Source organism: Acidocella aquatica (genome assembly GCF_030160635.1).
Classification (GTDB): domain Bacteria; phylum Pseudomonadota; class Alphaproteobacteria; order Acetobacterales; family Acetobacteraceae; genus Acidocella; species Acidocella aquatica.
The window spans coordinates 159,739-185,117 of record NZ_BSOS01000094.1; the positions used below are offsets into that span (position 1 = coordinate 159,739).

Sequence of the window (25,379 nt, forward strand, 5' to 3'; positions counted from 1 at the left end):
CCGGCGCGGGGGTGGGTTTGCTAAGGCATTGGTGTGGGTGATTCCGTTGCTTTGATGTTTGGTCTGCCAGGGCAGGGGATGCATCTGCGTCTTGACGCCTTATCAGTGCTGTTTTTGTGCATTCTGCTGCCCCAGATCGTTGCCAGCGCGCTGGCGGAGCGGCGCGGGCCGGTCACCTTCTGGGTTTTTGCCGCCGCCATGGTGCTGACCCTTCTGGCGGGTGATGCGTTCACACTGATTTTTGGCTTTGAGCTGATGAGCGCAGCCTCATGGCTGCTGGTATTGCGCGGCGATGCCAGGCCGGCGACGCTTTATGCCGGAATTGCGATGTTTTCCGCCGCATGCCTGATCCCGGCGGTGTTCCTGCCTGCGAGTTCGCTGGCGTTTATGCTGGTGTTGCTGGGGGCTGGCGCCAAGGCGGGTCTGGCACCTTTGCATTCATGGCTGCCGCGCGCGCATCCGGCGCCGCCTGCCGGGGTTTCCGCTTTGATGTCCGGCGGCATGGTGAAGGTCTCGCTTTATATCCTGATTCGCTATGGTTTTATTGAGTTCGGCGCGGCGGCGCAGCCCTGGTGGGGTTCCGTACTGATTGTCGCCGGGGCGGCTTCAGTGTTGATCGGCGCGTTGCGGGCCATGCTGGAGGTTGAGCTGAAGACCATGCTGGCCTGCTCGACGGTTGAGCATGTTGGGTTGATCGCGGTTGGCCTGGGGATCGCGCTGCGGGCGAAGGCGATGGGGAATCTGGATCTGGCGTCACTCGCGCTGCAGGGCGCTTTGCTTTGCGCGGTGGCGCATGGGTTGTTCAAGCCAATGCTGTTCCTGGGGGCTGGCGCGGTGAAAAATGCGACCGGGACGACCTCATTGGATTGGTTGGGCGGGCTGATGCGTGGCATGCCCCGGCTGGGTATGCTGATGCTGGTGGGCGCCGCCGGGATGGCGGCGCTGCCGCTCGGGCCTGGTTTCGCCCCCGAATTTTTATTGCTGCATGCCGTGATTCGCGCGGCGGGTACGGGGGGGATTTTGGCGCGAATCGGCTTTACCGCCTTGCTGGCAGGGCTTGGTTTAAGTGCCGCCCTGGCGCTGGGCGCCGTGGTGCGGCTGATCGGCATAGGATTTTTGGGGCGGCCGCGCAGCCTGCATGCGGCCGCGGCTGAGGATGCGAAACGCGGCACGCTGGCCGGTATGGGGCTGTTGGCGGTACTTTGCGTGCCGGTGGCGTTGCTGCCGGGCGTTGTTCTGGGCATGCTCGAGCCGGTTATTGCGTTGTTGGCGCCCAACTCCGCCCCGGCGCCACTGAGTTATGCCCCTCTGTCCCTGGGTATTTTATTTGCCCTGACCGCGGGGGCGGCCGTTTTGGGTTTGCGCCGGTTTGCCGTGAGGGGCACGCGCGAGGTTGCGGCCTGGACGGGTGGATTTGGCAGCCCGCCGGCGTGGCTTCCGTTTGGTGATCCTCTGACGCAGCCCAGCGCCACCGGGTTTGCCGAGCCTGTCCGCCGCGCCATCGCGCGAGGGTTGCTGGCGCCAAAGGGGGTGGACCCGGCGGAGGCTTATCTGTTGTTGCCGCTGTCGAAGGTCAGTCTGCGGCTGACGCGGGTGGCCGAGCATATCCGCCGTTCCACCATGCGCCAGCGTCTGGCGTTTGTATTTGGCGCGCTGGTCATGTTCCTGCTGGCCCTTGGGCTTGGGGAAGGCGGGTGATGGTCTTGTTCTTTCTCCGCCTGGTGGCGAGCTTGGCGCATATCGCCCTGGTGTTTGCCTTGGCGCCGCTGCTGCTGGGGCTGGTGACGAAACTGCGGGCGCGCTTATTGGGGCGCCGGGGGCCGCCGCTGCTGCAGCCATACCGCAACCTGCGCCGGCTGCTGCATAAAACCACGCTGGTGCCAGATACCGCGACCGACCTCTATCCCATCTGGCCGTTTGTAAGTTTTACGGCGATTGCCGTGGCAGCCATGCTGGTGCCGGGGTTTTGTCTGGGTCTGTTAACCTCCGATCTCAGTGATTTTATTACATTGGTTGGCCTGCTGGCGCTGGCGCGCGGGGCGGCCATGCTGGCGGGGTTGGAGTCGGGCTTTGGCTTCGGCGGGGCGGCTGCGGCGCGCGAGGCGCTCTTCAGCGTGTTCGCCGAGGCGGCTTTGCTGGTTGTTCTGGTTAGTTTCGTCCTGATTGCTCATTCCCCGACGGTGGATGGAATCGCGGCGGCGTTCCGCACGGGGCATATCGGCATTTCGGTCTCGCTGGGGTTTGCACTGGCAGCCATGCTCGCCGTGGCTCTGACCGAAACGGGGCGTATTCCGACGGACAATCCCTCCGGGCATCTGGAACTCGCCATGGTGCATGAGGCGATGCTGCTGGAATATTCCGGGCGGTTTCTGTTGTTGTTCGAGTATGCGGCGATGCTGCGGCTGATGGTATGGATGTGTTTGATCGGCACGGTGTTTTTCCCCTTCGGCATGGCGCGCGCGGGTGAAATTCTCTCCTGGCCGGGCGGGCTGGTGCTGTGGGCGGGGAAACTGGGCGTGATGGCGGTGGCGCTCTCGTTGTTCGAGATTGGTACCGCGAAGATGCGGGTCTTCCGGGTGCCGGAGTTTCTGGGTGTGGCCATGCTGCTTGGCGTGCTCGCGGGTGTGTTTCTCTTCGTTGCGGCCAGGATCGGCGCATGAACCTGGTTTATCCGCTGGCGCATCTGATGGGCGGGGTGATCCTGCTTTGCGCGTTCTCGATGCTCTCTCAGCGCCGCCTGGCGGCGATGATCACGCTGTATCAGGTGCAGGCACTCACGCTTTCGGCCGCGGCCTTCTGGCAGGGATTCGCGCAAGGGGCGGGGGATCTCTACCTCACCGGCCTCATCACGCTGGCCATCAAGGGGATTTTGCTGCCCATGGGCATGCGTCAGATCGTGCAGCGCTTTAACATGGTCCGCGCCGTGGAAACCACCATGCCGGTCGGGCTTTCGATGATCCTGGGGGTCGGGCTGATCGGCATCGCGGTGCTGGTGGTGTTGCCCACCACGGTTAGCGCGGTCTCCCTCACGCGCGAGGATCTGGCGATTTCGCTCTCGGTCGTGCTGCTTGGCCTGCTGGTAATGACGCTGCGGCGCCATGCCATTGCGCAGGTGATTGGTTTTCTTTCCACCGAGAATGGGCTGGTGCTGGCGGCCACGGGTATGCCGGGGATGCCTTTTGTCGCCGAACTTTCGGTGGCGCTGCTGGTGTTGCTGGCATTTCTTGTCATCGGCGTGTTTCTGTTCCGCATTCGTGAGCATTTTGACACGCTGGATTTGGTGGGGATTGAGGAAATCGAGAGGCGCGGGCGATGAATCTTTGTTTGCCCGCGGTGTTTTTGCCGTTGCTCGCGGCGCCGGCGATGGGCGTGTTTGGCACGCGCGCGCAGGGGGCGGTCGCGAATCTGGTGCTGAACGTCATCGTGTTTGGCTTTACCATCGCCGTGTTTTTCGGGCCTGGGAGCGGGCTGATCCATGCCGATGGCCTGGGGATGATCTTTGGCGTTCTGACCAGTTTTGTCAGCCTCATGACAGCGCTCAGCAATCTTAGCTTTGTGTGGGGTGGCAACGAGGTGCTGAGCCTGCGCCGCTGGCGGGTGTATCACGCCATGTGTCAGGTGGTCCTGGGGAGCACGCTGCTGGGGCTTTACGCCGATAACATCGGGTTGCTCTGGGTGGCGGTGGAAGGGGCGACGATTGCCGCGACGCTGGGGGTAAGCCTGCCGCGCACGGCCTCGGCGCTGGAGGCCGCGTGGAAATATTTCATCCTCGGCGGCGTGGGCATCGCGCTGGCGCTGTTTGGGACCATGCTGGTGTATCTGGCGGCGCAGCCGGCACTTGGGCCTGGGCTGCCGGCCATGAGTTTTGCGGCACTTACGGAGCACGCCAGCAAATTGGATGGTTCGCTGCTGACGCTGGCATTTGTATTTCTGCTGTTTGGCTATGGCACCAAGGCGGCGCTTGTGCCGCTGCATGGCTGGCTGCCAGATGCCTATGCTGAAGGGCCGATACCGCTGACCACCGCGCTCAGCACCTTGATGTTGAATGTCGCGCTGATCGCGATTTTACGATACCGGCATTTGATGCAGGCGAATTTTGCCGGTGGCGGCGGGGCGTTGCAGCCGGGGGTGTTTTTGCTCACGCTGGGGTTGGCCTCTTTGCTGCTCACCGCCTTTTCGCTCTCGCGGCGGCGCGATGCACGGCGGTTTTTTGGTTTCTCCTCCGTTGAGCATTCCGGCATTGCGGTGTTCGCTTTTGGCATTGGTGGTGCGGCGGCGATTTTTGGCGGGCTGTTGCATATGCTGGTGCATACGCTGGTGAAATCGGCCCTCTTTCAGGCGTTGATGCGCGGCGCGGCACTGCGCGGCTCGGCGGCGCCGGGCAATTATGGTTTTTCGCATCTGCGCGGCATGGTCCACAGCAACAAATATACCGGCTGGCTGCTTGGTGCCTGCGTATTTGCGCTGACGGGCCTGCCACCTTCCGGCCTGTTCGCCAGCGAGTTCATCATTATCAGCCAGACCATACAGCGCGATCCCTATGTGTCGCTGCCGCTCGGCCTGGGGCTGGTGTTATGTGCCGTGGCGATTATCCGCAATATCGGCCCGCTGGTGTTTGGTCATGCACCGCCGCATACCAAGCATCAGAAAGCCGGGATTGGCATCAACCTGGTTGGGCTGCAGCTTGTGCTGGCCTTTATGGTTGCTTTTGCGATGCCTTGGTTCCTGTTGCATTCGCTTTCCTCCGTCGCGGCGGCGCTGCAATGAAGCTGCTTTCATCGGAAGACTGGCAAGCCTATCCGGGTAAATTCATCGCCCTGTGGACGGATGCGCATTATGCCTACGCGCTCTATCAACCAGCCGAGCTGGTGGCGACGCTGCTGGTGAATGGCGCTTATCCGGCGCTGAGCCACAAAGGGGCTGGCTGGTTTCAGCGCCTGGCGCATGACAGCAATGGTCATACCGCAATCGGAGCCACCGATACGCGCCCCGCCATCGAACATTTCCGCAGCTCGGACGGCACGGCATCATGGCCGGAGTTTTCCAGCCCCAGCGGAGAGGGGATCCACCAGGTTGCCGTGGGGCCGATCCATGCCGCGATTATCGAGCCGGGGCATTTCCGCTTCTCGCTGCGCGGTGAGGAGGTTTTGAAACTTGAAGCGCGGCTGGGTTATTCCCACAAGGGCACATTGGCGCTGATCCGCGGCAAATCACCGCGTCTGGCGGCGCGCTTCGCCGCGCGTGTTTCGGGCGATGCAACGGTTGCTCATGGCATTGCATTCGCGCATGCGGCCGAGGCGGCGCTGGGTGTTACACCGCCGGAGCGGGCTGTTTATCTGCGTGCGATCATGGCGGAGTTGGAGCGCCTGGCCAACCACGGCAGCGATATTGGCGCCATTGCGGGGGATGCGGGATTTTCGTTCCTCGATGCGCGTTTTGCCTGGCACCGTGAAACCCTGTGCGAGGCCGCCAAGGCGGCGTTTGGCCATCGGTTGATGATGGACATGGTGATCCCCGGTGGCGTCGCGGGGGATATTTTATTGGGCGGCATGGCGGCAATTCTTGCGGCCTTGCTGGCATTGGAAAGCGAACTTCCCGGCTTGACGCGGGTGTTCGAGGATTATGCCAGTTTGCAGGACCGGCTTGTGGGAACCGGCATTGTTCCGCCTCAACTGGCGCAGGCCTATGCCGCAGGCGGGTTCACCGGGCGGGCATCCGGCCAGAACCATGATGCACGGGTTTCGCCGGGTTATGCGCCCTATGAGCATTTCGGTCTGGAGGTTCCGGTTGAGCAAGATGGGGATGTGGCGGCGCGCATTCGTATCCGGCTGGCCGAAATCATCGAGAGCATCCGCTTTATCCGTGATATGCTGACAAATTTGCCAGATACCGCCATTGTGATTGCCCCGCCTTCGGGCAGCGGCAGCGGGGTTGGCGTGGCGGAGAGTTTCAGGGGGCCCGTGTGGCACTGGCTGCGTATCGAGTCAGGCACCATCGCCGATGTGTTCATCGCCGATGCCAGCACGCTGCAATGGCCGCTGGTCGAATTCGCGGCCACGACCGCGATTCTCGCGGATTTCCCGCTTATCAACAAATCCATCAACGCCTCCTACTCGGGAGTGGATCTGTAATGGTCTGGAAAACCCTCGCCCGGCACTTCATCTCCCACCCGGCCCCGCCGTGCAAAGCCAATGACGCAGCCGTGGCGGCGCTACGCCAGCGCCTTGCCGCCGCGGGACATAAGAAGCTTGGCCGGAGTCTGGCCATCCGCCATGTCGCCGCCGGAAGCTGCAATGGCTGTGAGCTGGAGTTGCGGGCGACGCAAAATCTTGTCTATGACCTGACGCAATATGGGCTGAGCTTTACGCCCAGCCCGCGCCACGCGGATATATTGCTGATCACCGGTGTCGCGGGGGGGAATATGCTCACCGCCGTGCGTCAGGCGCGCGAGGCGATGCCGGAGCCGGTGCTCGTTATTGCCGTGGGTGATTGCGCGGTGGATGGCGGGGTTTTTAAAGGCTCGCCAGCCATTACCGGTGGGGCGGATTCAATTTTGCAGGTCGATCTGGTGGTCGCCGGCTGCCCGCCAGCCCCGGCGCAGATCATTGAGGGATTGCTGGCTCTGCTTGAAGTCAACGACACCGCCCCAAGGCCGGTGAGGGTGCCAAGGTAGAAACCAGGGGGCAGCGCGCCCCCTGGTTTGGTTTGGGGCTGTGGTTATTTGGCCGCGCGGGCCAGGCTCGCGGAGATGGCGGCTTCGGCGGCGGCGCGGTCGGCCCAGCCGGTGATTTTGACCCATTTGCCTTTTTCGAGATCTTTGTAATGCTCAAAGAAGTGCTTGATGGCGTCGCGGGTGATGGCGGGAAGCTGGGCCACCTCGGTGATGTCGGTATATTGGGGGTGCACCTTGTCATGCGGCACGCAGACGATTTTTTCGTCCATGCCGGCTTCGTCTTCCATCTGCAGCAGCCCGATCGGCCGGGCGCGTACCACGGCGCCGGGAACGACGGCGGTGGGCAGCAGCACCAGCGCGTCGGCCGGGTCGCCGTCATCGGCCAGCGTGCCGGGGATGAAGCCGTAGGCGGCGGGGTAGGTCATGGGGGTGAAGACCACGCGGTCAACGATCAAAGCGCCGCTTTCCTTGTCGATCTCATACTTCACGCCCGAGCCGGCGGGGATTTCCACCACGATGTTGATGTCGCGCGGTACGTCTTTACCGGCCGATAGTTTGCTCACGTCCATGGTCAAAAACTCCCTGTTGAATTCCTGGGGCGCTATAACCCGCCGGGGCCTATCTTGCCAACGCGGCTTGCCCCGCTATGTTGCGGCAGCTTTAGGCGCCGGTAGCTCAACGGTTAGAGCGGACCGCTCATAACGGTTTGGTTGCGGGTTCGATTCCTGCCCGGCGCACCAGCGGCCCCCAGGGGGCGGGCCTGAAAAACCATATGCGCTGATAACGTGGGGCAGTTGCCGCTCTCCGCCGCCGCCCCTATACCGTGGCCAACCGTTTCAAAGGGTAAGTGCTATGGCCAGCTATCAGTATGTCTATGTCATGAAGGATCTCACCAAAGCCTATCCGGGCGGGCGGGAGGTATTCAAGGGCATTACACTTTCATTCCTGCCGGGGGTGAAAATCGGCGTGCTGGGTGTGAATGGCGCGGGTAAATCAACGCTGCTGAAGATTATCGCGGGTATCGAGAAAGAGTATGGCGGCGAGGCCTGGGCCGCCGAGGGCGCGCGGGTTGGGTATCTATCGCAGGAGCCGCATCTCGATCCGACGAAAAATGTTGGTGAGAATGTCGCGGAGGCGTTTGCCGAGCTGCGCGGCGCGCTGGCCCGTTTCAACGCCATCTCGGACGAATTCGCTGAACCGATGGATGACGCGAAGATGGACGCGCTGCTCGCCGAACAGGCGACCTTGCAGGAAAAAATCGACGCGGAGGATGGCTGGGACCTTGACCGGCGCATTGAGATCGCGCTCGACGCGCTGCGCTGCCCGCCGCCTGATGCGCCTGTCGGCCCGCTTTCCGGCGGAGAACGCCGCCGCGTCGCATTGTGCCGCCTGCTGTTGGAAAAGCCTGACCTGCTGCTGCTCGATGAGCCGACAAACCATCTTGACGCTGAATCGGTCGCCTGGCTGGAGCGCACGTTGCAGAATTACGCCGGCACCGTGATTCTGGTGACCCATGATCGTTATTTCCTGGACAATGTGACCAACTGGATTCTGGAAATCGAGCGTGGCCGTGGCTACCCCTATGAGGGCAATTACTCCTCCTGGCTGGAGCAGAAGCGTAAACGTCTGGCCCAGGAAGAGAAGGAGGAATCCTCCCGCCAGCGCGCCCTGGCCGAGGAACAGGAATGGATTTCCTCCTCGCCAAAGGCCCGGCAGACCAAGTCGCGCGCGCGTATCCAGCGTTATGAGGAATTGTTGGCGAAATCTCAGGAGCTGGTTGGCGGCGTTGCTGAAATCGTCATCCCCCCCGGCCCGCGCCTTGGCGGCACGGTCATTGAGGCAATTGATCTGTGTAAGGGCTTTGGTGACCGCGAGCTGATCGAGGGGCTTAACTTCAAACTTCCCCCGGGCGGCATTGTCGGCGTGATCGGCCCCAACGGCGCGGGTAAAACCACGCTGTTCAAGATGATCACCGGGTTCGACAAGCCGGATTCCGGGGCTTTGAAAATCGGCGAGACCGTGAAACTTGGCTATGTTGACCAGTCCCGCGACTCGCTGGACCCGGATAAAAACGTTTGGGAGGAAATCTCGGGCGGCACGGATGTGATCCATCTGGGCAAGCGCACCGTTGCCTCGCGCGCTTATGTGGGGGCGTTTAATTTCAAAGGCTCGGACCAGCAGAAGAAGGTGGGTATTCTCTCCGGCGGTGAGCGCAACCGGGTGCATCTGGCGAAGATGCTGAAGACCGAAGCCAATGTCATCCTGCTCGATGAGCCGACCAACGATCTGGACGTGGACACCTTGCGCGCGCTCGAAGAGGCGTTGATGGAATTTCCCGGCTGCGCTGTTATCATCTCGCATGACCGTTGGTTCCTTGACCGTTTGGCCACGCATATCCTGGCGTTCGAGGGTGATTCGCATGTCGAGTGGTTCGAGGGCAACTTCCAGGCCTATGAGGAGGACAAGCGCCGCCGCCTGGGGCAGGATGCCGCCGAACCTCACCGTATCAAGTACCGGCCGCTGACCCGGTAGCCCCAACGGCATTGCGCATGGGTGCGAGCCAGCAAAGCCCGTTGGCATGACCGCGTTATCGGCTTGGTCCATGGTGACGGGGCGTTTGCGCATGGCGCCGGTTGGATATTGGGACTTACGGGATCTGGTCGCTTTGAAGGGTGATCCGCGGGCGTTTGCGCAGATGCTGGGTGGGGTGAGGGCCCCGGTTCAGGTTGCCGAGGAGCTGGCGCAGGACATTCAGGACTGGGGCCGGTTTGGCTACGGCATGTGGAGCGTCCGTGGGCTGCGGGGTAAGTTTTTAGGCTTGACGGGGCTGATGCACCGGCCAGATGGCCGTGGCGTGGCGTTGCGGTTTGCCTTCTGGCCTGAGGTCCGCGGTGTTGGCCTGGCGAGTGAGGCCGCGGGCATGGCGCTGAATTACGCGCATGGCACGGCGGGGTTGAGCAAAGTGATCGCCGTGGCCCGGGAGGATAATTTTGCTTCCCGGATGGTGTTGGGTTCGATCGGCATGGCCGAGGTGGACCGTTTTAGCCGTGACGGCATTATACGTCTTGTTTACCAGTCTGTTCGTGGCCCATCCGCTGGGTGAAATCTCCGTCATTCACGTTTTTTTGCCTTGCGTGGCGGTGGGATTGGTATGTTTAGTTACTTTGTGACACGAGCTGAACACAGAGCCATAATCGAGTTCATCGGGCGCGCCCTTGAGGGCGATCAGCCGCCTATGGACGTCGAGGCCGATGCGATTATCAGGGCTTTATTCAAACGTAATCCGGATGCGGCGTACCGGGTGACGATGATGGCGATGGCATTGTCGGCGCTGCCGGAGGCTGTGCAACCGGCTAGACGGCACCATCATAAGGGGTGGCTGGCGGCGTTGTTCGAGAGGCGGGAGGCGGATCGCCCGCGGCGGGAGCCGGCAATTTCCTAACGATCGCGTTTAAGCGTTTTCCAAACTGTAGCGCGCACGGCTGACGGCATCGCCTGTCAGGGCTTCGCGTGCCGCGGCCTCTCCGGCAGGGGAGGCCAGTATGGTCAGCCGCTTGAAATAGGGAGCTTTTCCGGTTGCCCGGTCGCGAAATAGCTGCCCCAGCGCCGTGGCGATGGGGCCGCGCGGCTGACAGCAGAAGCAGCCCGGAAAATGCCCGGGTTTGGCCAAGGCGAAGCGAATAACATAGCCTTGTTTTGGCGGCTCCAGGCCTTCTTCCAGCAGCACGGCATCCATGGCGCCGGGGGCGGCCCCGAATAAAACCTGAATTCGCGTATCATTTGCATTGCCCATTCTCTGGACTTGGGGGCAATCCGGTGTATCTGACAAGCATGTCCAGACCAAATATATTAGAAGCCCTTTCCCGCAATGTCCTGCTCTGCGATGGCGGCATGGGGTCGCGCGTGCAGGCGCTCACCCTTGATGTTGAAAAAGACTACTGGGACAAGGAGAACTGCACCGAGGTGCTCAACCTTTCCCGGCCGGACCTCGTGCGCGATATCCATCGCGGTTATTTTGAGGCTGGGTCTGACATGGTGCAGACCAACAGCTTTGGCGGCTCGCCGATCACCCTGGGTGAGTTCGAGCTTGAGGACCGTGCTTTCGAGATCAACAAGATCGCCGGTGAGCTGGCGCGCGAGGCGGCGGAGAGCTTTGCCGACGGGCGTACCCGCTATGTGGTGGGCAGCATCGGGCCGGGAACCAAGCTGCCGAGCCTGGGCAATATTGCCTACGACCCGCTGGAAGAGGCGCTGTTTGTGCAATCCCAGGGGCTGCTCGCCGGCGGGGTGGATACGATTTTGATCGAGACCTGTCAGGATACCTTGCAGATCAAAGCCGCCGTGAATGGCGCCAAGCGTGCGCGGGCGGCTGCGGGTTCCAGCGTTCCGATATTCGTGCAGGTGACCGTGGAGACCACGGGGACGCTGCTGGTGGGACCCGATATTGCCGCCGCCGCCACGGTCATCAACGCGTTGGATGTGCCCCTGATGGGGTTGAACTGCGCCACCGGGCCGCAGGAAATGGCCGAACATGTCCGCTATCTGAGCCAGAACTGGCCAGGGCTGATTTCTGTGCAGCCGAATGCCGGCCTGCCGGAATTGGTGGACGGCAAGACACATTACCCGCTGGCTGCTCAGGAGATGGCAAGCTGGGTGGAGCGGTTTGTTGTTGAGGACGGGGTTAATTTGATCGGCGGCTGCTGCGGCACAAGCATCCCGCATATTCAAGCGCTGGATGCGATGCTCCGGCGCTTGGGTCATCCGCGCCCCGCGCCGGTGGCGCGTAAATATTTCTGGGTGCCTTCGGTTGCCAGCCTGTACGGCGCTGTGCCGCTGCGTCAGGAAAACAGCTATTTTTCGATAGGCGAGCGTTGCAACGCCAATGGCTCTAAAAAATGGCGTGAGTTGCAGGAGGCTGGCGATTGGGACGGCTGCGTGGCGATGGGCCGCGAGCAGGTGGCCGAAGCCTCCAACGCGCTGGACATCTGCACGGCCTTTGTCGGCCGTAATGAGACTTTCGAGATGAACCAGGTGATCACGCGGTTCACCTCCTCGGTGAATGCGCCCTTGGTCATTGATTCGACCGAGACGCCCGTGATCGAGGCGGCGCTGAAGCTGCATGGCGGCAAGCCGATCATCAATTCGATTAACTTCGAGGATGGCGAAGGCCACGCCACGGAGCGGTTGAAGCTGGCGAAGAAATTCGGCGCGGCGGTGATTGCGCTGACCATCGATGAGGTGGGCATGGCGAAGTCGCCTGAGGACAAACTGCGGATTGCCGCGCGCCTGGTCGATTTTGCGTGCAATAAATTCGGCCTGCCGCAGAGTGATCTGCTGATCGACCCGCTGACATTCACAATCGCCACCGGCAATGAGGACGACCGCAAACTGGGGCAATGGACGCTGGAGGGAATCAAGATGATCCGTGATGCGTTCCCGGACATTCAGATTATTCTCGGTCTCTCCAATATTTCCTTCGGGCTGAATCCGGCGGCGCGCGCGGTTTTGAATTCCGTGTTTCTCGATCATGCCGTGCGCGCGGGGATGACCGGTGCGATTGTGCATGTGTCGAAAATCCGCCCGTTGCACCTGATCGCGGCGGAGGAAGTGAAGGTTTGTGAGGACCTGATTTTTGATCGCCGCGCCGAGGGGTATGACCCGCTGCAAAAGCTTCTGGAAATTTTCGCCGACCGGAAAGCGGCTGACGCCACCAAAAAGAAACGTGCGGAGACGGTGGAAGGGCGGTTGAAGGACCGCATTGTGGACGGCGACCGCAAGGGGCTGACAGATGAGCTGGACGAGGCGCTGAAGACCAACAAGCCGCTGGATATAATCAACAATATCCTGCTTGACGGGATGAAGGTGGTTGGCGAGTTGTTCGGCGCGGGCAAGATGCAGTTGCCGTTCGTGCTGCAATCCGCGGAGACGATGAAGGCCGCAGTAGCCTATCTGGAACCGATGATGGAGCGCGTCGCCGGCGAGGAACGCGGTATTATGGTGCTCGCCACAGTGAAGGGCGATGTGCATGATATCGGCAAAAACCTCGTGGATATTATTCTGACCAATAATGGCTACAAGGTTATCAACCTTGGCATTAAGGTGCCTTTGGCGGATATGGTGGTGGCGGCGAAAGAGCACAGGGCGCATGCGATCGGCATGTCCGGGTTGCTGGTGAAATCCACAGTGGTGATGCGTGAGAACCTTGAGGAAATGTCGCGCCAGGGATTGGAGATTCCGGTGATGCTGGGCGGCGCGGCGCTGACGCGCAACTATGTGGAAGATGATTGCGTGGCGGCCTATGCCTCAGGCCGGGTTGCTTATGCCCGCGATGCCTTCGATGGGCTGCATCTGATGGATAAAGTGACCGGCAATGATTTTGATAATTATCTTGCTGTTATCCAGTCGAAACGCAAAGGCAAGGCCCGCAACACCAAGCGCAAGCTGGGTGAGGCGGATGCGGCGGCTTTTGCGCCGGTGGATGTTAAAACCGTGCAGGCCCGCCGCCGCCGCCTGACGCAGGGCGAGCCTGTGATTACCCCCCCATTCTGGGGGAGCAAGATCATCGAGGCGGCACCAAAAGCGATTGTGCCGTTCATCAATGAGCGCTCGCTGTTTCAGTTTCAGTGGGGCTTCCGTAAGCAGGGCAAAACCCTTGAAGAATTCCTGGCTTGGGCGCGGCAGGAACTGCGCCCGGTGATGAAGCGTATGCTTGACCTGTGCGAGGCGGACCAGATTTTGAAGCCACAATCGGCCTATGGCTATTGGAAGGCCGCGGGTCAGGGGAACGATCTGATCTTGTTCGCCGAGGATGGCCGGACAGAGGTGGCGCGCTTCGCTCTACCGCGTCAGCCGAAGGAGGATGGTGAATGCATCGCCGATTTCTTCCGCGATGTGGATGATGAAATACGTGATGTCATCGGCTTGCAGGTTGTCACGGTTGGCCAGCGTGCCTCGGAAGTGGCGCGCGAATGGTTTGAGAGCAATCGCTACCAGGATTATTTATATTTGCACGGTATCTCGGTCGAGATGGCGGAAGCTCTGGCTGAATATACGCATAAGCGTATCCGCGCCGAGCTTGGCTTTGCGGCAGAGGATGACCGGGACATGGAGAAGCTGCTGCAGCAATCTTATCGCGGTTCGCGTTACTCGTTTGGGTATCCGGCCTGCCCGAAACTTGAGGATCAGGAACAGTTGCTGCGTCTGCTGGACGCGGATCGGATCGGCGTTTCGCTGTCGGATGAATATCAGCTGCATCCCGAACAATCGACAAGTGCAATTGTTGTTTTGAATTCACACGCGAAATATTTCTCGGTGTGAGTATGTGGGGTTTCTCCCAGCGGTGACAAAAACAAGGGCTGCATCAGGGGGGCATTGCCGATGTTCCCCCGGATGCAGCCCTCTCGTGGCGCTTGATTTTAGACGAGCTTGGTGCGGCGCACCAGCAAGCGCACCCCGACATTAATGGCCAGCACCACGAGCATGACGAGGAGGGCCGCGGCGAAAGCCAGGGCATGGGACTGTGCATCCGGCTGGTCGATAAAGGTCCAGATCACATAGGTGAGGTAGCTGACGGGCTCGTGGGTAAATCTGCCGTGCCAAACAAAATTAGTCCAACCGGCGGTGTAGATGAGCGGCGCAGTTTCACCCACGGAGATGGCTAGTGCCAGCAGCGCGCCGGTTACGACGCCGGAAGCGGCTCCCGGCAGAATGATTTTGAAGACCACGGTGGGTTCCGAGGCGCCGAGCGCGAAGCCGGCCTCGCGCATGGTGTTCGGCACCTGCTGGAGGGCGAGTTCAGTAATGCGGGCGAGATAGGGGACGATCAGAATTGCGATGGTGATAGCGGCGGCGAGCAGAGAAAACCCCCAGCCAAGCGCGATAACGAAGACGATGTATGAAAAATACCCGAGCACGATCGAAGGCGTACCGGTTAGAACATCCGAGAGGAAGCGGATGGTGCTGCCAAGTTTATTTTTACCGTATTCGGAAAGGTGGATGCCGGCACCGACGCCGATGGGCACGGCAATGACCATCGCACAGATCGTGATGAGGATGGTGCCCTCAATTGCGTTTAGCAGGCCGCCGCCTGCGCCCTTTGTCGAGGTAGTGAATAGCTTAAGTGAAAAGGCGGAAAAACCGTTGTAAGCAACGACACCGACGATATCGATCAGCGGGGCGATGACCAGCAACAGGGCAATGCCACAGGCCACCCAGCCAATGTTGCCGGTGATGACCCGCCGGATTTCCTGCGTCGAGCGCTGGGGGGGGCTATTTGCGGTTGCGGACATTGAGCGCTCCCGAGGCAAGTAGTTTGGCGGCGGCATTAACTGCCAGGGTGATGACGAAGAGCACGAGGGCGACCTCAGACAAGGCGCGGACGGACATGTTTGTCGGGTCGGCCTGGGCGCTGTCTAACTGGCTGACGACGAACGAGGCGATGGTGGAGATGGGGGAGAACAGTGAGTCGGGAAGGATGTTAATACCACCACCTGACACCATGAGTACGGCCATGGTTTCACCCAGTGCGCGGCCAAGTGCCAGCACGATTCCGCCAACCAGTGTGGTGCGGACCATGGGCATCATGGCTTTCGCGACGACCTCGAAATGTGTCGCCCCCAGGGCGAAGGCAGATTCACGATTTTCACGAGGTACTTGCATCAGTGCGTCAAGCAGGGTGGATGCGATGATTGGTGTAATCATAAGCGCGAGGACGATGCTGGCGGCGAGCAGGCCATAGCCGTTGCCCGTCGGGCTGAGATAATGGCTGATGAAGGGGACAAGCACGGCGATGCCCCAAAGGCCGAACACGACCGAGGGGATGACGGCAATCAGTTCCACCAGCAGCGAGAGTATGGGGCGGATTTTTGGCGATACGGCCTCGGCCAGGAAAATCGCGGCACCGACGGAAAGCGGTACGGCGATGAGGATGGCGATGGTAGATGACGCCAGAGTGCCAGCAATAAAAACCCAGATTCCATAATTGGCGCCACTTGGTACCGAGATGCCGTTGACGGTGACCGGATCGTCGTAGAGGTCGCCCAGATTCCAGTTGATGTCGGTGATGAAATGCAGACCGTTGAAGAGTATTGCCTGGCCTGAATAGATCACCAAAAACAAAACGACCGCGCAAAGCGCGGCTGGGATAAAAAGGCTTAGAGTCAGTACCGAGAGACGAAAGGGCCGGATTGTCATGGTCCACCGTTCAATTGAAGTAGAACCCCTTCCGGCGCTAACCGGAAGGGGGAAGTCAGGACTGCTTACTGGATTTTATTGATCTGAGCAGCAGAAAGAGCCTGCACTGTAGCGGGCAGCGGCAGGAAGTGAACCTGCTTCAGGTAGCTCTGATCATTACCTTCGGTAATGGCCCAGGATAGGAACGTCCGGATAGCTTCGGCGACAGCCGGTGCTTTCTGGCTGCTGTTAACGATCGCGTATTCATAGATGACGATCGGGTAGGCATTGGCGCCGGCGGAATAGACGATGCTGACCCGCTCGTCGGCCGGGGTGGAGTTGGCGACGCTGCTCGCGGCTTCGCTAATGGTGTCCTCGGTCGGCAGCACATAGTTGCCAGCCTTGTTTTTCAATTCGGCGGCGCCGAGGCCGGCCTTCGCGGCCTGATCGGCGAAGGAGACGCCGATATAGGCAATGGAGTACGGGTTGGCGGCGGCGGCGGTTACCATGCCGGAGTTGCCGTTGGCGCCGATCCCACCAGAAACAGCCGGCCAGGAGACGGCAGTGCCGAACTTGATCGTGCTACCCCAGCCAGCATCGGAGGCGGAGAGATACTGCGTGAAGATGAAGGTATCGCCCGAACCATCCAGACGGTGGACAGGGATGATCACATGACCAGGAAGGTTAACGCCGGGGTTCGCCGCGGCAATCGCCGGATCGTTCCACTGGGTGATCTTGCCTTCATAGATGCCGGCCAGGATCGGGCCTGACAGCTTCAGGTTGGTGATGCCCGGCAGGTTGTAGTTAATGGCCTGGCTGGAAATCGCGAGGGGAATGCTCAGCATGGTCGGGTTTTTCTTGACCACGGTATCCGAGAGATACGCGTCCGACGCACCGATGTTGATCAGTCCTTTGATCGACTGGGCGATACCGGCCCCGGAGCCGGTCGATGTAGTCGTAATGTCGGCGCTGGGGTGATCCGCCGTGTAGCCTGCTACCCAAAGGTTAAACAGCGGGTATAGCAGACTGGAGCCGCTTTCAACCAGCGGGACGTCCACCTGAGCGTGGGCTTGGCCGGTAAAGCCAGCGAGGCTGGCGATCGCCAGCGCGGCAACGCCAGTACGGCGGAGTGTGGTGCTAAATTTCACGTGCGCGTTCCTTATATGATGTCCCTGAGTGGAGAACCCTGTCAGATAGCGGGATCTCCCCGCATGGTCCTGGCAATAATTGAACAATGTGACAATGGCGACGGGGTTTCGGTTGCAGTTCTGTGACATTTGGATGGCGATAGGAATTTTTTGGGGGAAATATGACAGAGATAATACAAATTGGCGTTAGCGTAGATGCTCGGCGAAAAAGGCAAGGCTGCGGAGTTCGGCCAGTTCGCAATCCTTTTGGGTGTAGCTTGGTCGTGCCTCACAACCGAACCCGTGTTGCGCGCCGGGATACACGAAGACTTCCACCTCCGGCCGGGCGGTTCTGATCGCGTCCACATCGGAGAGGGGGATGCCCTTGTCTTCCGCGCCGAAATGCAGTTGCACCGGGCAGTTTGGCTTAAGCTCTCTCTGTGCGGCGATGCCGCTGCCATACCAGCCGATAGCTGCCTTGAAAGCATGGCTCTTCGTAGCGCCCATCCAGGCCAGTGAACCGCCCCAGCAATAGCCGATAACGCCTACGGGTTTGCCGCCAAAGGCAGCGGCAGTGGCCAGAATATCCGCCAGCACGGCGGCCTCTGGGATTTTGCCCCGGAGTTCGACGCCTTTTTTCATGTCCTCGGGCTCGTAGCCCAGTTCCACCCCGCGTTCGACACGGTCAAACAGTGCCGGGGATAGGACGCGGTAGCCATACCCGGCCAGGCGTTCCGAAACTGAACGCATATGCGCGTTCACGCCGAAAATCTCCTGAAGCACGATCAGGCCGCGCGGTGCGTTCACATTGCCGGCTTCGAAAAGGGCAAACTCGTGCCCATCAGCGGCGGTCAGTTTCAGCATGGACGACTCCTGCGATTAATAAGTTAAGGCTGCGCCAGATGCGCAAAATCCCTTGCCAGGATTTCATAGATCGTGCGTTTGAAGGCGACTGCATAGCCGGGCAGTTCGGCCAGTGCCACCCATTTCCAGGCGTCGAATTCAGGGTGGGCATGGGCATCCAGCCTAACATCGGCGTCCTGCCCCAGAAATTTCAGCGCGAACCATTTCTGGCTTTGCCCGCGATAGCGGCCCTGCCAGGTTTTACGTTGCAGATTTCTGGGAAAGTCATATTGCAGCCAATCTGGATGCTCGGCGAGAATTTCGGCATCTGCCGTGCCGATTTCCTCCAGAAGCTCCCGCAAAACCGCCGTCCGCGGGTCTTCCCCTTCATCAATGCCGCCTTGCGGCAACTGCCATGCGGCATCTGCCACACCAGCGCGCCGGCCAACCAGCACCCGGCCATCCGGCCCGAACAACACCGCACCTACGTTCATCCGGTACGGTAGAGACATCCAATCGGTCATGGTTGATAAGGTCAGTTCAGTTGGCGGCGGTTGTTGTCTTGGGGGCTGACATTGCTGCAATCAGCTTGAGGCCCATTTGCAGCTGAAAATCAGTGGCTGGGTTGGCTGGGTCGAAAGCTGGCCAGGTGGCTGGCGGTTTATCGGGGATTGTGCTGGCGATGGCTGGCAGCGGCGGCGCGGGCGGCAGAGGTGTCGCCGACTGCCGGGTCGGGTTCGAGAAGGAGTTGAGCAGGTCAGTTTCACGTAGCTGGGCAAAAGCGTCTTCGGGCGTGCGGGTGTCTGAGACGGTGATATCCGGGGTAACGCCGAAACCCTGAATGGATTTGCCCGAAGGGGTGAAATAGAGCGCGGTGGTGAGACGCAGAGCGCCCTCGTTATCAATCGGCATGATGGTTTGCACGGAACCCTTGCCGAAGGTCTTGGTGCCCAGGACCAGGGCCCGGCGGTTTTGTTGCAGGGCAGCGGTTACAATTTCGGCAGCGGAGGCAGTGCCGGCGTTGGTGAGGATCACGATGGGGGCGCCGTTCGTGATATCGCCCTGCTGGGCGTACCAGACAGCATCATCCTGGGAGTGGCGGCCGTGGGTTGAGACAATTTCCCCGGAGTTGAGGAAGTCGTCACCGACGGCAACGGCCTGATCGAGCAAACCGCCGGGATTGTCGCGCATATCCAGGATATAGCCGTGGATGTTGCCGTTGGCTTGTTTTTCAAGCGTTTTAACGGCGGCCTGAATATGCGGGTCGGCGTTTTCATCAAAGCTGTCGAGCCGGATGTAGCCTATCTCGCCCGCGGGCGTTGAGAAGAGCCGGTCCTTCACATCCTGGATTTTGATGATTTCACGCGTGAGGGTGACATGCACGGGTGTGCTGACTCCATTGCGCTTGAGCGTGAGTGTGATCTGGGTTCCCGGCGGGCCGCGCATTTTGCTGACGGCGTCGTCAAGGCCGAGGCCGTCAGTTGAGTGGCCGTTAATTTCAACGATGATGTCGCCGGGTTTGATGCCGGCGCGCGCGCCTGGCGTGTCATCAATCGGGGAGATGACTTTGAGCAGGCCGCTGGCCTGGGTGACCTCAAGCCCGAGTCCGCCGAACTGGCCGGTGGTCTGTACCTGCATGTCGGAATATTGCTGCTTATTCATGTAGCTGGAATGCGGATCCAGCCCTGCAAGCATGCCGTTGACGGCGTTGTAGATCAGTTTGTCCGACGGTGGATCGACGACATAATTTTCCTTAACCTGCGTCAGGATGTCGCCGAACAGGGAAAGCTGCTGGTAGGTGCTATCCTCGGAGGTGCTTTGGCCCATGGCGTGGTGCAGCGGCTGCGCCACTGTGCCGATGGCAAGGCCCGCTATGAATATCCCGCTCAGCATTAATCCGCTACGCAAACGCATACGATATTTTCCTTAAAACGAAAGCAGAATACTCCGCCTGGACATTAGATAGCATACTCTGGGGATTATCCAGACCCGTTCCCTGAAAGCCAGGCGGCTGGATTCACCGGCGTGCCGTTTTGCCTTAATTCTATGTATAGAATTGGCTGACGCGTGGGGTTGGCGGGGTCGTAGCCAAGCATGGAGCCGACCGGCTGGCCGTGCGTGAGGTGCTGACCTGTCGCGACATCCAGATGGTCCATACCAGCCAAAACGACACTGTTGCCGCCGCCGCAATTGGCAATGAGCATGAGGCCATATGCTGGGAAAGGCCCGGCGAATAAAACCGTGCCGCCGCAGGGGGTGGTAACGCGCGCGCCGGGGGCGGCATCATAGCTGATGCCGGTGGCGGGGCCGGCAGGGGTGGGGGCGCCAAAGGCCTGCGCAATATGCCCCGCGACAGGAGCGCCGCCTGCACCGGCGCGGAGGTTTTCCGGGGCTGCGGTATTCGTCATCAGGCTGGCGACCGCCGCGGCGATGCTCTTTAATTTGCGTTCCGCGGCAAGCCGCGCCTCGGTTGCTTTTGCCACGGTGTCGGCATCGGCCATTTCAGCGGCCTTGGCGGAATTAATCTGTGCGCTAAGCGCGGCTTCGGCGTTTTGCTGAGAGCTGACGGCGGCGCTCAACCGAGCCTGGGAGGCTTGGGCCTGAGACAGCAGGCTCGCCAGTTTGCTGGTTTGCTCCCTCACGTCCTCCGCCTGTGCCGCGATGGCGGCAGCCACGCCTTGCATAATGGCTATGCCGCGCACGGCATCCTGTGGGGATTGCGGCGCCGCGAGCATAGTGGCCGCGGGCTGGGCTTCAAGGCGTTGCATGGCCGGGAGAAGCTTTGCCAATGCACTCTGGGCGGCAACAAGGCGCTGGCCGGTGGCGGCCTGTGCAGCCTGGAGGGCGGCGAGTTGTTGCGCGTCCTGGCTGGTCTGGCTCTCCAGTTGGCGGAGCGCGGCGGCGGCGGCCACCTGCTGCTGGGCGAGCAAGGCAGCTTTGGCCGTATCCGCCTGTTCCTGCGTGCGCGCGGCTCGTTCAGCCGCGCGTTTGGCGTCCAGCGCGGCGCGCGCGCTTTTTACCTGCCCGCTCTGATCAGCCTGCCCCGCGAGGGTGAGGGCGGGGCAAAGCGCGGCCAGCAGGCAAAGAGCGGCGAGGCGTTTCAACTGATCAGCGATTTACCGGTCATCAGCGCCGGCTGTTCGATCCCGAGCAAAGCCAGGAGCGTGGGCGCGATGTCAGCCAGGATACCGTCATGCAGTTTGGCTCCTGCGGGCGCGCCCGCGCACAAAACCGGCACCGGGTTTGTGGTGTGCGCGGTGTGCGGGCCGTGGGTTTCCGGGTCATACATCATTTCGCAATTGCCGTGGTCGGCGGTGACCAGCAAGGCGCCGCCCTGGGCGGCGATGGCGTCCGCGATGGCGCCCAGCCCGGCATCCACGGCTTCCACGGCCTTGATCGCGGCGCTGAGGATGCCGCTATGGCCGACCATGTCCGGGTTGGCGAAGTTAAGCACTATGAGATCGTATTTGCGCTCCCCGATCGCGGCGACAGCCTTGGCGGCAAGTTCGGCGGCTGACATTTCCGGCTGCAGGTCGTAGGTGGCGACCTTGGGGGAGGGAACCATGATGCGGTCTTCGCCAGGGTAGGGCTCCTCCCGGCCGCCGTTGAAGAAGTAGGTGACGTGAGGGTATTTTTCCGTCTCGGCCATGCGGATCTGCTTCAGGCCTTTCTTCGAGACGATTTCGCCGAGCAGGTCGTCCATTCGTTCGGGCGAAAAGAGCGTCTGCATGAAAGGCGCCAGCGCGTCGCTATAGGCGGTCATGCCGGTAGCGGCGCTGAGTTTTGGCGCGGTTGTGGGGAAGCTGTTGAAGGAGGGGTCCAGCAGCGCGGTCAGGATTTCCCGTACGCGGTCAGCCCGGAAATTGAAGCAGAGGACACCATCGCCCTCCTTCATGCCCGCATAGGCGCCGATGCTGGCCGGAAGCAGGAATTCATCGGTCAGGTTGGCGGCATAGCTGGCTTTTACAGCCTCGCCAGCGGTTGCGAAATGTTCGCCTTTGGCGGAAACGATGAGATCATAGGCGCGCTGTACGCGCTCCCAGCGTTTGTCGCGGTCCATGGCATAATAGCGGCCGCAGATGGTGCCGATATGCGCGTGGCCCGCGATGGCGGCTTCGAACGCCGCGAGATAGCCCGCACCGGATTGCGGCGGGGTGTCGCGTCCATCCATCCATGCGTGGATTGTGACAGGGATGCCCGCGCCGTGCAGGATTTTGGCCAGGGCCACGGCCTGGTCCTGGTGCGAATGCACGCCGCCGGGGGAGAGCAGGCCCATTAGATGCGCGGTGCCGCCGGTTTGCTTCAGTGTTGCGATGAACGCCAGCAGCGCCGGGTTTTTCGCCAGTGAGCCGTCGGCGATGGCTGTGTCGATGCGCGGAAGTTCCTGCATCACCACGCGCCCGGCGCCGATGTTCAGGTGCCCAACCTCGGAATTGCCCATCTGGCCTTCGGGCAGGCCAACGGCGAGGCCGCTGGTGCGCAGAAAGGCATGCGGTGAGTTTGCCCACAGGCGATCAAAATTAGGCAGTTTTGCCTGCGCGACGGCGTTGTTTTCCGGGCTATCGTTCCAGCCGAAACCGTCCAGGATGACGAGTGCTACGGGTTTGGTGGTCATGGCAGATCCTCAAATGACGCGATATGGTTGGTATCATTAGGCAATCCGCCCTCGCTTTACCAAGGGGGGAACGCATTTTACAGGCTCAGGGCCGCCCCGCGCGGTGATAGGGGTGGCCAGCATTGATCATCTGCGCGCGGTAGAGCTGTTCGGCCAGCATGGGGCGGACCAGCATATGTGGCCAGGTGAGTTTGCCCAGGCTGAGCTTGGCCCCGGCGCGGGTAATAACAGCGGCGTCCAGCCCTTCCGCGCCACCGATGACAAAGGCCAGCTTTTTGCTTTGCTCCGTCCATTTGGCGAGAAGTTTGGCCAGCTCAGGGCTGTCCGGCGCCGCGCCGCCAGCGTCCAGCGCGATGACGAATTCATCGGATTTGATGGCGCTCAGGATGGCTAAGGCTTCCCGGCGCTTAATTTCTGCCGGGTTGCCGTAACCATCCTGAAATTCCACCAGGCTGAGCGTTGGTTTTATGCGCGCGGCATAGCGGCGCAGCAGCTCGGATTCGGGTGTGCTGGCGCTGGACCTGCCGATGGCGATCAGCCGCAATCAGGCCTCCGGTTCGCCGCCGGTCTCGTCCAACTCTGAGCTCCACATTTTCTCCAGGGCATAGAGCGTGCGTGATTCCGGCTTGAAGAGGTGGACGATGATGTCCCCAGCGTCGATCAGCACCCAATCAGTGCCTCCGGCACCTTCCATACGGGTTTTTTTGAAGCCTGATTCCACCAGTTTCTCGTTCAGATGTGTCGCCATGGCGGATATCTGCCGGTCGGCGAGGCCAGTGGCGATGACCATGCGGTCAGCAAAACTGGCGCGGCCGGCGAGGTCGATGGCGACCACATCCTCGGCCTTATCGTCTTCCAGGCTACTGATGATGACCGCCTGCATGCGGTCCAGCTCAGGGCCAGATACCTTGGGCTCGGCCTTTTTACGGCGCGGACCGGCGATGCTGGCTTTTTTGCGCGGTGTGCCGGGCATGGCGGGCAGGGCTTCAGCCGGGGCGGATTTGGGGGTGCGCTTGCGCGGGGCGGCGGCGGTGGTGCCGCGGGGGGCCGGCTTGCGTGCGGGTGGGCGGACTATGGCAATGCTCCTTCAATCGTATTTCGCAGGGCGGTGGCGGAAGCGGGGTGTTCCTTGACCGGGAGCAGAATCCAAGAGGGTGCCGCTGCCGAAGCCAGACATAGACCAGAGCGCGCCGGAAGGCGACCTTTCTTGAATCGTGCCGCCGCCTGGCTGGCCAGGGCGCCCCGGGTGGCGCCGGGCCGGGGCACGACCAGCATGGGCATGGCATGGATAATGCGCAGCCAGTTTCCCCAGCGTGGCAGTTGCCGCAGGTTATCTGCGCCCATCAACCAGACGAATTTCACATTTGGAAAGCGGCGCGTAATTTCCTTCATGGTATCGGCGGTATACCGCGTGCCCATAAGCTGTTCGATGCCGGTGGCGATGATCCGCCGCCCGTCGGCAAGGCGCTGCGCGGTGGCCAGGCGGGACGCGAACGGCGCCATGCCGCGCTTGGGCTTTAGTGGATTGCCGGGAGAGACCATGAGCCAGAGCTGGTCCAGGCCGAGGTGGATCATGGCTTGGCGGGCGACGTGCAGATGCCCCTCATGCGCCGGGTTGAACGAGCCGCCGAGCAGGCCGACGCGCAAGGCGTAGCGGTGGCCGAACCGCGGGATCAGGCGCGCACCTGGCCGTTGCCGCGAACCACATAGCGGAAGGTGGTAAGCTGCTCGGGCCCGACCGGGCCGCGCGCATGGATACGCCCGGTGGCGATGCCGATTTCCGCGCCGAAGCCGAACTCTCCACCATCGCAGAACTGGGTGGAGGCGTTCCAGAGGCTGACCGCGCTGCTGACATTCTTCAGGAAATATTCCGCCGCCGCGCTGTCTTGGGTGATGATGGCATCGGTATGTTCGCTGCCGTGCTGGGTGATGTGCGCGAGGGCAGCCTCCACGCCGCCGACGATTTTGATGTTCAGGATGGCGTCGAGCCATTCGGTGTCAAAATCATGAGGGGTGGCGGCTTGGAGCGATGTGACAATGGCGCGGGCTTTTTCATCGGCGCGGAAGCTGCAGCCAAGGGCCGCCAGATCGGCGGTGAGCAGAGGCAGCAGGGCAGGGGCGATGGCGGCGTCCAGAAGCAGTGTTTCGGTGGCGCCGCAGATGCCGGTGCGGCGCATTTTGGCGTTGGCCAGGATTTTGCGCGCCATGTCAAAATCAGCCGCGGCGTGGATATAGGTGTGGTTGAGGCCCTCGGCATGGGCGAGAACCGGCACCCGTGCGTCGCGCTGCACGCGCTCGACCAGAGATTTGCCGCCGCGCGGGATGATGAGGTCGATAAAGCCGGAAGCGGCGAGCATGGCGGCGACGAATTCGCGGTCCGTGCTGGGCGCGATCTGCACACAATCCTCGGGCAGGCCGGCGGCGCGCAGGCCGGTTGCGATGGCGGCATGGATGGCGCCGGCGGAATGGAAGCTCTCCGACCCGCCGCGAAGCAAAATGGCGTTGCCGGATTTGAGCGCGATGGCGGCGGCATCCGCGCCGACATTCGGGCGGCTCTCATAGATCATGCCCAACACACCCAGCGGCTGGGCGATCCGGCTGATGACCAGGCCGTTCGGGCGGGTCCATTGCGCCAGGGTGCGGGCAAGCGGGTCTGGCAGGGCGGCAACCTCTTCCAGCCCGCGCGCCATCGCCTCCACCCGGGCCGGGTTGAGCATCAGGCGGTCGCCAAAGGCGGCGGTACCTGCAAAACTCTGCATGTCGCGGCTGTTGGCCTGGAGGATTTGTGGCGCGGCGGCGCGCAGGGCGGCGGCGGCGGCGCTCAGGGCCTGGTTGCGCGCCTGCGCATCCGCGCGGGCGAGGACGGCTGCGGCGGCACGGGCTTTGGCCCCGAGGTGAGACATCGTTTGCGTAAAAATATCGGCTTTGGCGTTCATGCGCTGTATCGTTG

The 25,379-nt window shown here is 61.5% G+C and carries 24 protein-coding genes and 1 tRNA gene; 11 read left to right on the plus strand and 14 right to left on the minus strand.

Going from position 1 to position 25,379, the window contains the following annotated elements:
- Positions 1–33: 33 nt before the first annotated feature.
- Genes QQJ84_RS17640 through QQJ84_RS17665 form a run of 6 tightly spaced genes read left to right on the plus strand, consistent with a single transcriptional unit; the run spans position 34 to position 6,673 of the window.
- Positions 34–1,698, plus strand: coding sequence for a proton-conducting transporter transmembrane domain-containing protein (locus QQJ84_RS17640; protein ID WP_284259641.1), 1,665 nt, complete (start codon positions 34–36; stop codon positions 1,696–1,698).
- Positions 1,698–2,660 (plus strand): respiratory chain complex I subunit 1 family protein, encoded by a 963-nt coding sequence (locus QQJ84_RS17645; RefSeq protein ID WP_284259642.1) that lies wholly within the window; start codon positions 1,698–1,700, stop codon positions 2,658–2,660. Before QQJ84_RS17640 ends, QQJ84_RS17645 begins: the two co-directional genes overlap by 1 nt.
- On the plus strand, positions 2,657–3,316 hold the full coding sequence (locus QQJ84_RS17650) for a hydrogenase-4 component E (protein WP_284259643.1): 660 nt from the start codon (positions 2,657–2,659) through the stop codon (positions 3,314–3,316). Before QQJ84_RS17645 ends, QQJ84_RS17650 begins: the two co-directional genes overlap by 4 nt.
- Complete coding sequence (locus QQJ84_RS17655) at positions 3,313–4,767, plus strand: proton-conducting transporter transmembrane domain-containing protein (RefSeq protein WP_284259644.1); 1,455 nt, start codon at positions 3,313–3,315, stop codon at positions 4,765–4,767. The genes QQJ84_RS17650 and QQJ84_RS17655 overlap by 4 nt, the downstream gene beginning before the upstream one ends.
- A complete protein-coding gene (locus tag QQJ84_RS17660) occupies positions 4,764–6,131 on the plus strand; it encodes a hydrogenase large subunit (protein ID WP_284259645.1) in 1,368 nt (455 codons plus the stop codon). Before QQJ84_RS17655 ends, QQJ84_RS17660 begins: the two co-directional genes overlap by 4 nt.
- Entirely contained in the window at positions 6,131–6,673 is a 543-nt protein-coding gene (locus QQJ84_RS17665; RefSeq protein WP_284259646.1) for an NADH-quinone oxidoreductase subunit B family protein, read from the plus strand. Before QQJ84_RS17660 ends, QQJ84_RS17665 begins: the two co-directional genes overlap by 1 nt.
- Positions 6,674–6,717: 44 nt before the next feature.
- Here the strand turns inward: QQJ84_RS17665 and ppa are convergent, their stop codons facing one another.
- Positions 6,718–7,242: an inorganic diphosphatase gene (gene ppa, locus QQJ84_RS17670; RefSeq protein WP_284259647.1), complete on the minus strand. Its 525-nt coding sequence runs from the start codon at positions 7,240–7,242 to the stop codon at positions 6,718–6,720.
- 95 nt (positions 7,243–7,337) lie between these two features.
- Here ppa and QQJ84_RS17675 point away from each other — a divergent pair.
- From QQJ84_RS17675 to QQJ84_RS17690, 4 genes are all read left to right on the plus strand, one after another.
- Positions 7,338–7,413, plus strand: a tRNA-Ile gene (locus QQJ84_RS17675).
- Positions 7,414–7,525: 112 nt separating this feature from the next.
- Complete coding sequence (gene ettA / locus QQJ84_RS17680) at positions 7,526–9,205, plus strand: energy-dependent translational throttle protein EttA (protein WP_284259648.1); 1,680 nt, start codon at positions 7,526–7,528, stop codon at positions 9,203–9,205.
- 46 nt (positions 9,206–9,251) lie between these two features.
- Entirely contained in the window at positions 9,252–9,776 is a 525-nt protein-coding gene (locus tag QQJ84_RS17685) for a GNAT family N-acetyltransferase (protein ID WP_284259649.1), read from the plus strand.
- A gap of 132 nt (positions 9,777–9,908) precedes the next feature.
- Positions 9,909–10,115 (plus strand): hypothetical protein, encoded by a 207-nt coding sequence (locus tag QQJ84_RS17690; protein ID WP_284259650.1) that lies wholly within the window; start codon positions 9,909–9,911, stop codon positions 10,113–10,115.
- Positions 10,116–10,124: 9 nt separating this feature from the next.
- Here QQJ84_RS17690 and QQJ84_RS17695 read toward each other — a convergent pair whose 3' ends face one another.
- Positions 10,125–10,466, minus strand: coding sequence for a hypothetical protein (locus QQJ84_RS17695; RefSeq protein ID WP_284259651.1), 342 nt, complete (start codon positions 10,464–10,466; stop codon positions 10,125–10,127).
- A 38-nt stretch (positions 10,467–10,504) separates the two neighbouring features.
- Here QQJ84_RS17695 and metH point away from each other — a divergent pair, with 38 nt between their 5' ends.
- Positions 10,505–13,990, plus strand: coding sequence for a methionine synthase (metH, locus tag QQJ84_RS17700; RefSeq protein ID WP_284259652.1), 3,486 nt, complete (start codon positions 10,505–10,507; stop codon positions 13,988–13,990).
- A 98-nt stretch (positions 13,991–14,088) separates the two neighbouring features.
- On the opposite strand, the gene pstA is transcribed toward metH, so the two are convergent.
- From pstA to QQJ84_RS17760, 12 genes are all read right to left on the minus strand, one after another.
- Positions 14,089–14,961 carry a phosphate ABC transporter permease PstA gene (gene pstA / locus QQJ84_RS17705; protein WP_284259653.1) on the minus strand — a complete coding sequence of 291 codons (873 nt, stop codon included), beginning with the start codon at positions 14,959–14,961 and terminating at the stop codon, positions 14,089–14,091.
- Entirely contained in the window at positions 14,942–15,865 is a 924-nt protein-coding gene (gene pstC / locus QQJ84_RS17710) for a phosphate ABC transporter permease subunit PstC (RefSeq protein ID WP_284259654.1), read from the minus strand. Before pstC ends, pstA begins: the two co-directional genes overlap by 20 nt.
- Before the next feature lie 65 nt (positions 15,866–15,930).
- On the minus strand, positions 15,931–16,992 hold the full coding sequence (gene pstS / locus QQJ84_RS17715; RefSeq protein WP_284259655.1) for a phosphate ABC transporter substrate-binding protein PstS: 1,062 nt from the start codon (positions 16,990–16,992) through the stop codon (positions 15,931–15,933).
- Between the two features lie 186 nt (positions 16,993–17,178).
- Positions 17,179–17,835 carry a dienelactone hydrolase family protein gene (locus QQJ84_RS17720; protein WP_284259656.1) on the minus strand — a complete coding sequence of 219 codons (657 nt, stop codon included), beginning with the start codon at positions 17,833–17,835 and terminating at the stop codon, positions 17,179–17,181.
- Positions 17,836–17,858: 23 nt separating this feature from the next.
- Positions 17,859–18,338 (minus strand): RNA pyrophosphohydrolase, encoded by a 480-nt coding sequence (locus QQJ84_RS17725; protein ID WP_284259657.1) that lies wholly within the window; start codon positions 18,336–18,338, stop codon positions 17,859–17,861.
- 16 nt (positions 18,339–18,354) lie between these two features.
- Positions 18,355–19,728, minus strand: coding sequence for a S41 family peptidase (locus tag QQJ84_RS17730; RefSeq protein ID WP_284259658.1), 1,374 nt, complete (start codon positions 19,726–19,728; stop codon positions 18,355–18,357).
- 65 nt (positions 19,729–19,793) lie between these two features.
- Positions 19,794–20,918, minus strand: a complete 1,125-nt coding sequence (locus QQJ84_RS17735) for a murein hydrolase activator EnvC family protein (protein ID WP_284259659.1) — start codon at positions 20,916–20,918, stop codon at positions 19,794–19,796.
- Complete coding sequence (gene gpmI, locus QQJ84_RS17740) at positions 20,915–22,429, minus strand: 2,3-bisphosphoglycerate-independent phosphoglycerate mutase (protein ID WP_284259660.1); 1,515 nt, start codon at positions 22,427–22,429, stop codon at positions 20,915–20,917. Before gpmI ends, QQJ84_RS17735 begins: the two co-directional genes overlap by 4 nt.
- A gap of 85 nt (positions 22,430–22,514) precedes the next feature.
- Positions 22,515–22,973 carry a 23S rRNA (pseudouridine(1915)-N(3))-methyltransferase RlmH gene (locus QQJ84_RS17745; protein WP_284259661.1) on the minus strand — a complete coding sequence of 153 codons (459 nt, stop codon included), beginning with the start codon at positions 22,971–22,973 and terminating at the stop codon, positions 22,515–22,517.
- Positions 22,974–23,402: a ribosome silencing factor gene (gene rsfS / locus QQJ84_RS17750; protein ID WP_284259662.1), complete on the minus strand. Its 429-nt coding sequence runs from the start codon at positions 23,400–23,402 to the stop codon at positions 22,974–22,976.
- A gap of 98 nt (positions 23,403–23,500) precedes the next feature.
- Complete coding sequence (locus QQJ84_RS17755) at positions 23,501–24,106, minus strand: nicotinate-nucleotide adenylyltransferase (RefSeq protein WP_284259679.1); 606 nt, start codon at positions 24,104–24,106, stop codon at positions 23,501–23,503.
- Entirely contained in the window at positions 24,103–25,365 is a 1,263-nt protein-coding gene (locus QQJ84_RS17760; RefSeq protein ID WP_284259663.1) for a glutamate-5-semialdehyde dehydrogenase, read from the minus strand. Before QQJ84_RS17760 ends, QQJ84_RS17755 begins: the two co-directional genes overlap by 4 nt.
- Positions 25,366–25,379: the final 14 nt, after the last annotated feature.

What these genes read in the sequence shown, in the direction of transcription:
- QQJ84_RS17695 (WP_284259651.1), bottom strand. Translation starts at nt 10,466, where the DNA reads ATGGGCAATGCAAATGATACGCGAATTCAGGTTTTATTCGGGGCCGCC.
- QQJ84_RS17720 (WP_284259656.1), bottom strand. Translation starts at nt 17,835, where the DNA reads ATGCTGAAACTGACCGCCGCTGATGGGCACGAGTTTGCCCTTTTCGAA.
- gpmI (WP_284259660.1), bottom strand. Translation starts at nt 22,429, where the DNA reads ATGACCACCAAACCCGTAGCACTCGTCATCCTGGACGGTTTCGGCTGG.
- QQJ84_RS17655 (WP_284259644.1), top strand. Translation starts at nt 3,313, where the DNA reads ATGAATCTTTGTTTGCCCGCGGTGTTTTTGCCGTTGCTCGCGGCGCCG.
- QQJ84_RS17730 (WP_284259658.1), bottom strand. Translation starts at nt 19,728, where the DNA reads ATGCGTTTGCGTAGCGGATTAATGCTGAGCGGGATATTCATAGCGGGC.
- QQJ84_RS17665 (WP_284259646.1), top strand. Translation starts at nt 6,131, where the DNA reads ATGGTCTGGAAAACCCTCGCCCGGCACTTCATCTCCCACCCGGCCCCG.
- QQJ84_RS17645 (WP_284259642.1), top strand. Translation starts at nt 1,698, where the DNA reads ATGGTCTTGTTCTTTCTCCGCCTGGTGGCGAGCTTGGCGCATATCGCC.
- QQJ84_RS17725 (WP_284259657.1), bottom strand. Translation starts at nt 18,338, where the DNA reads ATGACCGATTGGATGTCTCTACCGTACCGGATGAACGTAGGTGCGGTG.
- ettA (WP_284259648.1), top strand. Translation starts at nt 7,526, where the DNA reads ATGGCCAGCTATCAGTATGTCTATGTCATGAAGGATCTCACCAAAGCC.
- rsfS (WP_284259662.1), bottom strand. Translation starts at nt 23,402, where the DNA reads ATGCCCGGCACACCGCGCAAAAAAGCCAGCATCGCCGGTCCGCGCCGT.
- pstC (WP_284259654.1), bottom strand. Translation starts at nt 15,865, where the DNA reads ATGACAATCCGGCCCTTTCGTCTCTCGGTACTGACTCTAAGCCTTTTT.
- pstA (WP_284259653.1), bottom strand. Translation starts at nt 14,961, where the DNA reads ATGTCCGCAACCGCAAATAGCCCCCCCCAGCGCTCGACGCAGGAAATC.
- QQJ84_RS17760 (WP_284259663.1), bottom strand. Translation starts at nt 25,365, where the DNA reads ATGAACGCCAAAGCCGATATTTTTACGCAAACGATGTCTCACCTCGGG.
- metH (WP_284259652.1), top strand. Translation starts at nt 10,505, where the DNA reads ATGTCCAGACCAAATATATTAGAAGCCCTTTCCCGCAATGTCCTGCTC.
- ppa (WP_284259647.1), bottom strand. Translation starts at nt 7,242, where the DNA reads ATGGACGTGAGCAAACTATCGGCCGGTAAAGACGTACCGCGCGACATC.
- QQJ84_RS17660 (WP_284259645.1), top strand. Translation starts at nt 4,764, where the DNA reads ATGAAGCTGCTTTCATCGGAAGACTGGCAAGCCTATCCGGGTAAATTC.
- QQJ84_RS17690 (WP_284259650.1), top strand. Translation starts at nt 9,909, where the DNA reads ATGGACGTCGAGGCCGATGCGATTATCAGGGCTTTATTCAAACGTAAT.
- QQJ84_RS17685 (WP_284259649.1), top strand. Translation starts at nt 9,252, where the DNA reads ATGACCGCGTTATCGGCTTGGTCCATGGTGACGGGGCGTTTGCGCATG.
- QQJ84_RS17650 (WP_284259643.1), top strand. Translation starts at nt 2,657, where the DNA reads ATGAACCTGGTTTATCCGCTGGCGCATCTGATGGGCGGGGTGATCCTG.